This is a genomic window from Deltaproteobacteria bacterium, assembly GCA_019309045.1.
Taxonomy (GTDB): domain Bacteria; phylum Desulfobacterota; class Syntrophobacteria; order BM002; family BM002; genus JAFDGZ01.
Window position 1 is genome coordinate 1 of the sequence record JAFDGZ010000033.1, and the last position, 12,067, is coordinate 12,067.

9 protein-coding genes are annotated in these 12,067 nt (G+C 53.8%); 2 read left to right on the plus strand and 7 right to left on the minus strand.

Features of this window, described 5'->3' with window-relative positions; all coding sequences use genetic code 11:
* Positions 1-1,156 precede the first annotated feature (1,156 nt).
* A complete protein-coding gene (locus JRI89_08740) occupies positions 1,157-3,817 on the plus strand; it encodes a DUF3458 domain-containing protein (protein ID MBW2071329.1) in 2,661 nt (886 codons plus the stop codon).
* A gap of 219 nt (positions 3,818-4,036) precedes the next feature.
* Here the strand turns inward: JRI89_08740 and JRI89_08745 are convergent, their stop codons facing one another.
* The 7 genes from JRI89_08745 to JRI89_08775 form a co-directional block, all read right to left on the minus strand.
* Positions 4,037-4,459 (minus strand): PIN domain-containing protein, encoded by a 423-nt coding sequence (locus JRI89_08745; GenBank protein ID MBW2071330.1) that lies wholly within the window; start codon positions 4,457-4,459, stop codon positions 4,037-4,039.
* Positions 4,449-4,682 (minus strand): hypothetical protein, encoded by a 234-nt coding sequence (locus JRI89_08750; protein MBW2071331.1) that lies wholly within the window; start codon positions 4,680-4,682, stop codon positions 4,449-4,451. Before JRI89_08750 ends, JRI89_08745 begins: the two co-directional genes overlap by 11 nt.
* A gap of 434 nt (positions 4,683-5,116) precedes the next feature.
* Complete coding sequence (locus JRI89_08755; protein MBW2071332.1) at positions 5,117-5,530, minus strand: type II toxin-antitoxin system VapC family toxin; 414 nt, start codon at positions 5,528-5,530, stop codon at positions 5,117-5,119.
* Positions 5,531-5,539: 9 nt separating this feature from the next.
* The gene (locus JRI89_08760) at positions 5,540-5,785 is read right to left on the minus strand and encodes a hypothetical protein (protein ID MBW2071333.1); all 246 of its coding nucleotides are present in this window, start codon (positions 5,783-5,785) and stop codon (positions 5,540-5,542) included.
* Positions 5,786-6,225: 440 nt separating this feature from the next.
* The gene (locus JRI89_08765) at positions 6,226-6,495 is read right to left on the minus strand and encodes a type II toxin-antitoxin system RelE/ParE family toxin (GenBank protein ID MBW2071334.1); all 270 of its coding nucleotides are present in this window, start codon (positions 6,493-6,495) and stop codon (positions 6,226-6,228) included.
* Between the two features lie 3 nt (positions 6,496-6,498).
* The gene (locus JRI89_08770) at positions 6,499-6,702 is read right to left on the minus strand and encodes a hypothetical protein (GenBank protein ID MBW2071335.1); all 204 of its coding nucleotides are present in this window, start codon (positions 6,700-6,702) and stop codon (positions 6,499-6,501) included.
* 621 nt (positions 6,703-7,323) lie between these two features.
* The gene (locus JRI89_08775; protein ID MBW2071336.1) at positions 7,324-9,588 is read right to left on the minus strand and encodes an RNA-binding transcriptional accessory protein; all 2,265 of its coding nucleotides are present in this window, start codon (positions 9,586-9,588) and stop codon (positions 7,324-7,326) included.
* A 470-nt stretch (positions 9,589-10,058) separates the two neighbouring features.
* On the opposite strand from JRI89_08775, the gene JRI89_08780 reads away from it, so the two are divergent.
* Positions 10,059-11,978 (plus strand): KUP/HAK/KT family potassium transporter, encoded by a 1,920-nt coding sequence (locus JRI89_08780; protein MBW2071337.1) that lies wholly within the window; start codon positions 10,059-10,061, stop codon positions 11,976-11,978.
* The last annotated feature ends 89 nt before the right edge of the window (positions 11,979-12,067 follow it).

The window sequence follows — 12,067 nt, forward strand, 5'->3', positions numbered from 1 at the left end:
AAAGTTGCGCTGCTCCATGAACTGAAATCATGCCTCCCGTGTTTCAATCTGGGGCACTCCAACCATAGCAGAAACAGGCTATAGATTATAGCAGCCAGTAGGTTGGGAGGCTAGTAGGCTGGGAGGCGGCGGGGTGTTGCGCTGAGGAGTTTTGCCTTTCATTTTTCAGTCTTAGCCCTTGACTCTTTTAACTTTTTGAACCTTTGAACTCCTTGAACTGCTAATCCAACAAACCTTCGTAACCTCAATGCCCCCTGCTTGGTGCCATCCACTGACAACCAGTAACTGATAAGCGTGTGTCAGCACACTGGCCAACGCAGTCTGAAGCCTGCGCCTACCGACCCGTTGCCCTGGACATCTACCGATAATCGACAACTGAGAACCCAACAAACGCAACAAACCCAAATAACCCAAATGCTCCATACCCAACGCCTTGCGCCCTGCGCCTTTTTTATCCACAGATTATGAGGACACGGTCAGGGCTAGGGTCACGATGCCCGTTTCGTCCAGGGGCTACGTTATACGGTTTTTCCCTTCGTTGCCGTGAACCGTTTACCGATACTGGCTTCGTAACCGTAGCCGCAAGGCAAGTGTGTTGAACTGACAACCCTGCGCCCAATGCCCTGCGCCCCTTGAACCGATAACTGCTAACTGGGGCCTCAAATGGTAGCCGCATCCTTCAGGTTGCGCCTGCGGTCAACAATACCATTACATCATGCCGCCAATTATACCCCACGAATCGACACGAAGACCGGCAACGCAGTCTGAAGCCTGCGCCTACCGACCCGTTGCCTGGACATCTACCGATAACCGACAACTGAAAACCCAACAAACGCAACAAACCCAAATAACCCAAATGCTCCATACCCAACGCCTTGCGCCCTGCGCCTTTTTTATCCACAGATTATGAGGACACGGTCAGGGCTACGGTCACGATGCCCGTTTCGTCAAAGGGCCACGTGATACGGTTTTTCGACGTAGCCGTGAACCGTTTACCGATACTGGCTTCGTAACCGTAGCCGCAAGCCAAGTGTGTTGAACTGACAACCCTGCGCCCAATGCCCTGCGCCCTGAGCCCTTCTTCATTCCCGTTCCCCCGCATATTCTGTATACTCTTGCCCATTCACCAATGAAATCACAGGCGAGGAGAAATTACATGACAGAGAGACGCTTCAAGTATCAGCGGGAAGATTTTGGTGAGCTGCCCGTGAGACTGCATCATCTGACCATCAAGCTGGATTTCCGGGAAGACTATGTGGAGGCCAGCAATTGCCTGGATATGACGGCGAGGATCGATCTGGAGGAGATTGCCCTGGATGCCAATAGTCTGGAGATTATAAAGGTAGAGTCAGTGCAGACGAGCGACGACCAGCATGGCACACCACTCGAGTACACCTACCGCCAGGAAGAAAACAAGCTGCTGATCAGGCTGCTGCGCCGCTGCAGCCAGGGAGAGCGCTTCCTGATTCGCACCCTGAGCAGATGCTTTCCCTCTGATCACATCCTGGAAGGCATCTACAGGGACACCACGCCGCCCGGAGCGCCGCAGCAGTTCATGTCCCAGTGTCAGCAATGGGGCTTCCAGCGCATCATGCCGATCTTCGATGACTGCCGGGCCAAGTGTACCATGAGCACCACGCTGGAGGCAGACGCTCGCTATACGCACCTGATCAGCAACGGCAATGTGAACAGGCAAACTAACCCTGAGGGTCGGCCAGTGCTCAAGCCGGAGGATCCTCGTCGGCAGGTGATCACCTATGAAAACCCGGTGCCCATGGCGCCCTACCTGTTTATCGCGGCTGCGGGAACCTGGGACGAACTGGCGGCTGAAGTGGTCTACCCATCAGGACGTTCAGTGCGGCTGGAATACCTGGTGCCGCCTGGTAGAACCGCGGATGCCCGCATTCCCCTGGAGATTCTCCAGGAGGCGGTCCTGTGGGTGGAGAGAACCCAGGACTACGAGTACACCGGCGATACCTACCGCACCATCTGCATGAACAAATCCAATTTCGGCGGCATGGAAAATGTGGGCAACACCACCATTGTGACGGATGCGGCCCTCATCGACGAGCACACCCTGGACGTCTCCCTGCTCTATGCGCACGGGGTCATCGTGCACGAGTTCGAACACAACCAGTGCGGCAGTGAGACCACCATGGAAACGCCCTTCGATGTGTGGCTCAACGAGGCCTACACCGTGGACGTGGAGCGCCAGTTCATGGCTGATCTCTTTGAGCCCACCTTTATCCGTCTGCGCCAGGTGGACAGCATCAGGGATCCTCTGCTGGGCCCCCTGGCCATAGAAGACGGCGGCCAGGTGGGCCGCATTGTCAGAGAGGGCTTCAATGACCCGGACGAATTGATTGACGGAGTGACCTATGTGAAGGCAGCGGAGGTGATCCGCATGCTGCGGCTGGTGGTGGGTGAAGAGCATTTCCTGCGGGGCAAGACGCTCTACTTCAGCCGCTACCGGCACGGCAATGCCAATACCGATCAATTTTTTGCCTGTTTTGAAGAAGTCTGCGGCATGTCCCTGGCGCAATTCAAGAGGCAGTGGCTCTACACCATAGGGTATCCAAGGGTTACGGCTGCGGTCTCTTATGAACCGGAGAAAAAGCGAGTCGAGATTTGTCTGGAACAACAGGCGTCCGAGAGCCAGGAGCCATTTCACCTGCCCATCGAGCTTGCCCTGGTGAATGAAAAAGGCCAGGACATTGCCCGCACGAGCAAGGTGTTTCAGCTGAGAGAAAGAAAGGCGCAGCTCGTCTATGAAGATGTTGACGACAGGGTGGCCTTTGTCTCTCTGAACCGCAGCTTTTCATTCTACGGCACCTGCAGCATGGCCAATGTGACGAGGGAACAGCTGGTGAGCCAGGTGCGGCTGGATCCCAATGACTTCAACCGGGTGGAGGCCATGCGGCAGCTCACAGATCAGCAGCGGCTGCGGCTGCTTCTGGAGCCGCAGGCAGAGATCGACTCAGTCTGGCTGGAGCTCTATGGGGAAATTCTCCAGAGTGCTGAGCTGCCGCCTGCACTCAAGGCCTATTTCTTGAGAATCGACGAGCAGCCCCTGGATCGGCGCTACATCACCTGGTATCAGGAGCTGGTGCGGGCCCGGGATCGGCTGCTGGCCGAGGTGAACAGCGTTTACAGGAAGGAATTGCTGGACTGCTTTCAGGCTCTGGACACCTACAGGGCGTTGCAGTCCCCGAAAGACGGCATAGAAGAACGGCTCTTGAAAGCGGTGCTCCTGGAGCTCATTACCTGTGACGACAGTCCTGACAGCCACAGGCTGATCCTGGCCCATTTTCGGGCGGCAACCACTGCCAACGACAGGGTGAGCGCCCTGACCATGTTGAACCGCAGTTCTGCTCCTGAAAGGCTGGCCGTGCTCGAAGAGGTGTACCAGCACTGGCACGGTCACCTGAGCGGCTATGCCAACTACCTGCGGGTGGTTGCCAGCGGCACCTGCGACGACGTCTTCGATATGATCGACAGGGAAAAGAAGCGGCCCACCTTCGACATCAAGCAACCCACCTGGTGCAGGGCTCTTTTCCTGCCAATGGCGACAAACACCAGGATGCTGTGGACGGAGCGCGGCATTCACTGGCTGGCTGACAGGGTAATCGAACTGGCCCCCATCAATGCCACCACCGCCAGCCGGCTGCTCAACGCCTTCCAGCACGTGGGCAAGCTGCGCTCACCATTGAAGGAGATGGTGCTGGTGGCCCTGGCAAAGATCAGCGCAGAGGTACCCGAGAGCGTCTCTCCAACCATCCAGGCCCAGGCCCGAGGTTATCTGCAGGCGGGGAGGTAGGAACAGTTATCAGTTATCGGTTATTGGTTGTCAGGGCACAATTTTAAATTTTCGAATTTTTAATGTGAACTGATAAGCGTGCGCCCGACGCCTTGCGCCCTGAGCCGTGCGTAGCACACCGGCACCGCAGTCTGAAGCCTGCGCCTTTCAACGCATTGCCCAGACACCTCCCAATAACTGATAACTGATAGCCGGTAACCGAACGGCCCTGCCTAATCTTCAGAGTTTAAACGGGTTTTGGATCTGGATGCCCTCTATGATCTGGCCGTGATTCAGATCTTCTGTCAGAATTGTGGCGGCATTTCTAGAAAAGGCAGCTGAAATGATGAGTGCGTCCCAGAATGATATCCTGTGCGCCTCTTCAATCTCACAGGCGTGAAAAATAATGTGGGCATCGTTTACTGCCACTTCCCAGCTAAGGTAATTCCGCATAATCATCCTGACCGTGGCTCTGTCCAGGGGCACTGGTATTTTTCTGGTAATCGCCACATAGAACTCCTGCAGTACCTGCGTGCTTATGACACCGAGTCTGCTTTCCCACAAGTCAGAAACGATTTTTACAGCTGCCTCGCGCTTGCTGCCGGCGTCTATGTCGTGGGCGTAAACCAGAATATTTGTGTCCACAAAGGTCTTATCTTTCATAAAGATCCTCTCGCTTCCAGGTGATAGCACCTCCCAGATGAAATCCCTTTTTTAGATTTTGCAGAGCGTTTCTTCTGGCAGCTTCATATTGCTCTTCTTTTTCCAGCTCTCGTCTGAGCATTTCACCTAGCATCTTGCTCACACTGGTATCCTTCTGAGCGGCGAGGACCTTTCCCTTTCTGATAATCTCTTTTTCCAGACTAAGAGTGATGTTTTGTTTCATGGCAGCCTCCAGAAAAATTTACACGTAATATACGTGTAACACATTTTCTGCGTGTTGTAAAGCACACCCCTTCTCGCCGCATGATCGATAGCCGCAACCTTCAGGTTGCGTATGCGGCCATTATCAAAATGGTGCCATGGCGCAATTGCCGTTAATCGACAGCAGTACAGGGCAACGCAATCTAAAGCCTGCGCCTACCGACCCGTTGCCTGGACATTTACCGATAACCGACAACTGAAAACCCAACAAACCCAAGCAACCCAAGTGCTCCATGCCCAACGCCCAATGCCCTGCGCCCTTCTTACCCACAGATTATGAGGACAGGGTCAGGGCTAGGGTCACGATGCCCGTTTCGTCCAGGGGCCACGTTATACGGTTTTTCCACGTAGCCGTGAACCGTGTGCCTGGAGAGGGGCCGGCGGGCATATGAGTGCTCAGGAGATCAAGGTGAAGCCGGCTGTCAGGAAATGGCTGTCAAAGGCAAAGGCAGTTGCAATGTTGTTTTGCTTCATGAATGCGAAACTTACTGCGTCGGTAAAGCTGAAATCCTGGTCATTGAAGCGCCGTAAGATGGCCTCTGCCTCCGCTTCCAGAACGCTGTCAGAATACATCCTGGTTAGTTTTGGGCTTGCTGCAATTTTTTCCAGGAAGGTAATGGCTGCCTCATGGCCGAGTTCTCTGCGGATCAAAATATAGGTCTCGGCAACAACGAGATTTGTTGTTACCAGCCGTCCATATTCCTGCAGTGCCCGGGGAAACAGTTTGCCAGCCTGTTCATGATACTGATCGAAGCTGTCTGCCAGGGCATACCAGGCGCTGGTATCTATAAAGAGATCCTTGTTGGCCACGGCGAGATCCTACTTCCTGGATGAGGTCAGGTACTGATCGTGCCTTGCAGCAACATCGCCTTTATTAGAAGACCCGAGCCCGACAATATCCAGCAGGGGATCCTGGTCAGCGGGCAGGCTGGCAAGGAACCTGTCTATGCATGAGCGGATTATGCCTGCTTTGGATTTGCCGCTGCTCCTGGCGAGCATGGTCAGCACCCTGTCCTGGTTGGGATCGAGATATATCTGAACTGGTCTCTTTTTCAGCTTTCTCATAGCTCTGTGCTCCCCACAATCATCTCCAGTAACGAATCTCATGCTGCATACGCAGGGAATGTACTTCATTAAAAGTAATGGATAAAAAGATAATTGTCAATAAATATATGTCATATTAGTTAATGGGAGAGTAATAGGGACAAAAAGGTTATGTCCGCAGATTACACAGGTTAACACAGATTCGGGAGTCGCCGGGATGATAGAGGGAGTTGCCGGCAAGGGCCGCAGGGCGGCCTGGCACGATGTGAGCATCGTGCATATGTGAAGTGTTCGAGTACCACAATGAGCAAGCTCCTTGTGCCCCTCAAACCCTCCCCACATTGCTTGCCAGCAATCCCTGATATTGCCTGTTTGTCATGTGATTGGGGAGCCACCGAGGCGAGCTCCAGACCTTGACGAACTTCAGATTGACGCGAGCGTTCGTGAAAATTATCGTAGCTCTAAGGAAAACGTCTGTAGATGTCACGGCGGTGTAGGAAACGAATCAATTCTATAGTATCTCCAGAGAGTTTGATCCCGAGACGATAATCACCGATTCTCAGGCGGTAATAGCTTTCATATCCCTGGATTTTCTTGATGCCTTGAAGTTCATCCAACGAGTTAATTTCCTTCAACTTGTCGATGGTTTTCAGAAGTCTTTTCCTTGTAGCCAGATCATGGTTAATGGCTCCGAGATCTTTCGCAAAGGATTTAGCGTATAGAATGTGCACCGATTAATCCGCCAGCTTGGAAATGATGTCTTTTTCATCCACGTATTGGCCGGTATCTCCTTCTTCGATGGCCATTGCCAGCTTCATATCCAGGATGGCTTCGGCAACAGCATCTTCGAGTAGATCACTTCTTTCTGTAAGTGTGCTGATAATTGCTTCTCTTATTAATTCTTTAAGTTTTTCCTCAGACATGTTCAATGTTACCATCTGTCACGCCCTCTGAGTGGGAAAAATTGCTCTTACTGCCGCCTGTACTTTTATTGACCAATATACTAGAAAATACCATCTTTGCCCAGAAATATGAGAGAGCGACTATGTTTTTTTCATCCACAGATTACTATCCACAGATTATGAGGACAGGCTCAGGGCTACGGTCACGAGGCCCGTATCCTCCAGGGGCTACGTTATAAGGTTTTTCCACGTAGCCGTGAACCGTTTACCGAAACGGGCTTCGTAACCGTAGCCGCAAGCCGAGTGTGTTGAACTGACAACCCAACGCCCAATGCCCTGCGCCCCTTGAACTGATAACTGCTAACTGGGGCCATCAATGGTAGCCGCAACCTTCAGGTTGCGCCAGCGGCTGTCAGGTCCAATCACATCATGCCGCCAATTATGCCCCATGAATCGATGGGCGGACCGGCCAACGCAGTCTGAAGCCTGCGCCTACCGACCCGTTGCCTGGACATTTACTGATAACCGATAACTGAGAACCCAACAAACCCAACAAACCCAAGTAACCCGGATGCTCCATGCCCTGCGCCCAATGCCCTGCGCCCTGAGCCCTTCATTTACTGCAACCGATAACCAGTGACACTCTCCGGCGGAGAGTCACTTTCGCTGCTTCTTGAAAGCTTCTGCAAAGGGGTTGTGAAAGGGGGCAGGTTTTCTGGGCGCGGCCGGCCGTTTTCGGCTGTGCTTTTTCCCTGATACTGATCCTTTTGGAGACCCGGATTTCTGCTGGTCGAGATCATCTCGCATGGAGAGAGAGATTCGTCTGCGGTTCAGGTCGACGTCCAACACGGTAACGGTCACCTTTTGCTGGACCTTGACCACAGTGTGAGGGTCTTTGACGAAATGATTTGCCAGTTTGCTGATGTGCACCAGGCCGTCCTGGTGCACGCCGATATCCACAAAGGCACCAAAGGCGGTGACATTGGTGACGATGCCCGGCAGTTTCATGCCGGGGCGCAGGTCCTCCATGGTCTGCACTTTGTCGGCAAAGGAGAACTGCTCGAACTCTTGCCGGGGATCGCGGCCGGGCCTGGCAAGCTCGGCAACAATGTCCGTGAGGGTGGGCAGGCCCACATCATCCGTCACATACCTGTCCAGTTGAATGCGCTCTCTGAGTTCTGGTTGTTCCATGAGCTCTTTCACAGTACAGCCGAGGTCTCTGGCCATGGCCTGCACAACCGGGTATGACTCGGGGTGGACAGCACTGGCATCCAGAGGGTTCCTGCCGTTTCTGATGCGGAGGAAGCCGGCTGCCTGTTCAAAGGCCTTGGGTCCGAGGCGGGGCACCTTCTTCAAGTTATGGCGGGACTCGAAGGGACCGTTTTCGTTGCGATAGTTGACTATGTTTCTGGCAAGCTGCGGGCCCAGCCCCGAGACATAGGTGAGAAGCTCCTCGCTGGCAGTGTTTACTTCCACGCCCACGCCATTGACGCAGCTCATAACCACGTCATCCAGTGCTCTCTTCAGGGCCTGCTGGTCCACGTCGTGCTGATACTGGCCCACTCCTATGGCTTTGGGATCGATCTTGACCAGCTCTGCCAGGGGATCCATGAGCCTTCTGCCGATTGACACGGCGCCGCGGAAGGTTACGTCCAGATCGGGGAACTCTTTTCTGGCCGCCTCCGAGGCGGAATAGACCGAGGCGCCGCTCTCGTTTACCAGCACCACCTGCACCGCGGCGGGCAGCTCGAGGCTGCGCACCAGGGCCTCTGTGTCGCGGCCGCCGGTGCCGTTGCCCACAGCAATTGCCTCGATGTTGTAGTGCTCCACCAGGTGGCGGAGGGCGGCCGCCGCCTGTTTGCTCCCTTTTTCAGAAGTGAAAGGGTAGATGGTGTCGGTGTGCAGCAGCTTGCCCTGCCGATCCAGACAGGCCAGCTTGCAGCCTGTGCGCAATCCCGGGTCTATGGCCAGGACATTTTTCTGTCCCAGCGGCGGCGCCAGAAGAAGTTCGCGGAGATTGTCAGCAAATACCTTGATAGCTTCCTCGTCGGCGCGTTCTTTTGTAGCCAGGCGGCTCTCGGTCTCCATGGAAGGCCCAAGCAGTCGTTTGTAGCTGTCATGTACTGCTGTTTTTACCTCCCGGGAGGCAGGACAGTCGCTCTTGACAAAAAGCTTCTCGAGCAGGGCAAGTGCTTCTTCCTCGGGTGGCCGCAGCCGGAGAGTCAGAATACCCTCTTTTTCACCCCGGCGCATGGCCAGGATTCTGTGAGAAGGGGCCGCAGCTGCCGGTTCCTGCCAGTCGAAGTAATCCCGATACTTGCTCCCCTCTGCCTCCTTACCTTTGATCACTTTTGTCTGAAACACTCCCTTTCGTCTATAAAGGCTTCGCATTCTGGCCCTGGCATCCTGGTCCTCGTTTACCCATTCGGCAATGATGTCCCGGGCTCCTTTGAGAGCCTCTTCTGCTGTAGCCACATCCTTCTCATGATCCACAAAAGCTGCCGCCTCCTGCAGCGGGTCGGTGGTTTCCACCTGGGCCAGCAGTTTTTCGGCCAGAGGTTCGAGGCCCTTTTCTCTGGCTACAGCAGCGCGGGTGCGGCGTTTGGGACGGTAGGGGAGGTAGATGTCTTCGAGTACGGCCAGGGTATCTGCCGCCTGCAGCTGTTCCTGGAGGTCGTCGGTGAGGAGCTCCCTTTCAGTCAGTGATTTGAGGATGGCCTGCCGCCGTTTGTCGAGCTCAGCCAGCTGGTGCAGGCGGTTGCGGATGCTGGTAATGACGGTCTCGTCCAGGGAGCCGGTAGCCTCTTTGCGGTAGCGGGCAATAAAAGGTATGGTGGCACCCTCAGCAAGAAGCCTGTCAACGGCCTGCACCTGTTCTACCTTGATTTCCAGTTCTGCTGCTATTTTCGTATAACTAGTCAAATGTTGACCTCGACTGTGCTATAGAATGGTCAGAGTATCCTGCTTTTCCACAGGGCCGGTCGCCGTACCGGCCCTGATTCGTTGGGATGGCTTGTTGGGCGGGTGCACCCTGCAACGAGTTCAATCGACTCGAGAGCCGTCCTACGGTTCGGGGCCAGCCAGAAGACCGGGGCTGAAGTTGATAGATTGACCTCAGAAAACCATCTCCTGCTCAGAGGCTGGTCTAGCACAGTTTGTCCCGGGTGTAAATACAGGGCAGGAAATCTACCTGGAGAAAACTTATTGTTATTATAGTAAATTATTCCATCTGGGTGACATAGATGAACGAACAGCCTGTTTTCGCCATTTGTAATTTTTCTCGCCAGATACTATAAGAGGAAACGCTGGCATAATACTTGCCGCAATTGCGGTTTGCTGGTTTGTTGTTCGGAGACCCTGCTGCGGCCTCCATATGACACGGGGGTATTAACTTGGTCGAGTCGAAGAACAGTGTCACACTGTCGACAACGCTGTTTTTGACTTACCTGGCAATCGGTGGAGTCCTGGGTGATATTGGCACCTCTCCTTTATATGTCATGTCGCTCAGCTTTCGCTCTCTCCCTTTGACTCGAGAAAACGTCATGGGAGTTCTTTCCCTGATTTTCTGGTCTTTCGTGTTTCTGTCCAGCAAATACGCCTGGATGGCGCTCAACATGGACAACAACGGTGAAGGCGGCACCTTTGCCCTTTTGAATCTCATACGCCGGGAGGCCCGCAAGAGCCGTGGGAAAGTCAACAAGGCAAAACTGGCAGGCTCTGTGGCGGCCATTGCTGCAGTTTTCTCCATGATCTGCGGCGCTCTGCTGTTGAGCGATGGGGTTATTACCCCGTCGATTTCTGTGCTGGCGGCTATCGAGGGCATCGAGGTGGTCTATCCGCATCTGGCTGAATATATTATTCCACTGGCGGTCGTCATACTCAGCGGTCTGTTCATGCTGCAGAAAAGGGGTACAGAAAAAATTGCCAGGCTCTTCTCGCCCATCATCATTGTCTGGTTCGCTGCCATAGGCACTGTGGGTTTTATCAACCTCAGGCAGGCCCCCTGGTTGATAAAGGCTGTGAGTCCCTACTATGCCCTGACTTTTTTTCAACACCACCCCATTGCCGTGGTATTTCCCATACTTGGCTACGTTGTATTGTGCATTACTGGCGGGGAGGCCCTCTACGCTGATGAAGCACATTATTCCAGGCCTGCCATACGGCTGGCCTGGGGGGTGGCGGCGATCTGTCTGCTGGCCAACTATTTTGGCCAGGGGGCCTTCATCCTCAGCAGCAAAGAAGCAGTAAATCCGTTTTTCGCCATGGCAGTACCCATAGGCCACTGGGTCTATATTTGCCTGTTGATCCTGGCAACCATGGCGGCGATCATTGCCAGCCAGGCAATGATTACCGGCTCCTTTTCCACCTATAAACAGGCAATGGAGCTGCGTATGTTTCCTCGTCTGCTGGTGCGCAACACTTCGCCTGCCCATCCCGGCCAGATATACATCCCCGGAGTGAACCGCGGTATGTTTGTGGCCTGCCTGGCAACCGTGTTCATATTTCGCAGTTCCGACGCTCTGGGAAATGCCTATGGGCTGGCTGTGACCGGCGCCTTCATCGGCACCACTCTCATGATGGCCAGCCTGCTCTACCTGCGGAGTTTGGAAAAAAAGTCGCATTATTTGTTGTATGTGCCATTACTGCTGATCTTCTTGCTGTTCGACTCTGGCTTCTTTTTCTCGAACCTCGGCAAGATTCCTACCGGCGGCTGGTTTCCTCTGCTCATCGGCACTTTTCTGGTAATTTCCATGATTGCCTGGGAAAAAGGCTCATGGCTGCTGTACCAGAACATCCCCAAGACCGAGGTGGCCACTTTTCTGGAAGAATTGCAGGGAATGGAGCTGGTTATTCTGCCCGGCACCAACATTTATATGACCGCCAACGAGAATATTATTCCTGCCTGCCTCCTGGAGGAATATTCGGCAGGCTCTCTTAAACAGAATCTTGTCCTGGTTACGGTGAAAAATACCGAACTGCCCTGGGGTGTGCAGTATGAGAAAAAGCTCCTGGGCCGATTTCACAATGGCGATGGCACCATACATCAGGTGAGAATAGACAAGGGCTACATGAGACTGTTTGTCAATGTACCCAAGATTATGAATGAAATGGATTTCAGCCAGGAGCCGCGACGATTCGTTTTTGGCATGTGGAATCCTCTTGTGGTCGAACGTTCATGGAAGAAATGGCTCTTGCGCTATTTTCGGGTCATTTACCAGAACAGTCCCTCACTGACACAGCGTTTCATGATTCCTGCCTCTGCGGTGATCTATGTGGGCGGCGATGTTGAGATTGCTTTTCGGTGTGAATAGATGTTTGCTGCTAGAATATGGCAAGCAGGCAGGCAACTGAATTCACCGGGCAGTTGAGGGGTGGAGGTGGAGGCCCAGGAGACGAACAG

Bases quoted from the DNA above. Each gene is read 5' to 3' on its own strand.
- JRI89_08740 (MBW2071329.1), top strand. From the start codon at position 1,157: ATGACAGAGAGACGCTTCAAGTATCAGCGGGAAGATTTTGGTGAGCTG.
- JRI89_08745 (MBW2071330.1), bottom strand. From the start codon at position 4,459: ATGAAAGATAAGACCTTTGTGGACACAAATATTCTGGTTTACGCCCAC.
- JRI89_08750 (MBW2071331.1), bottom strand. From the start codon at position 4,682: ATGAAACAAAACATCACTCTTAGTCTGGAAAAAGAGATTATCAGAAAG.
- JRI89_08760 (MBW2071333.1), bottom strand. From the start codon at position 5,785: ATGAGAAAGCTGAAAAAGAGACCAGTTCAGATATATCTCGATCCCAAC.
- JRI89_08770 (MBW2071335.1), bottom strand. From the start codon at position 6,702: ATGGTAACATTGAACATGTCTGAGGAAAAACTTAAAGAATTAATAAGA.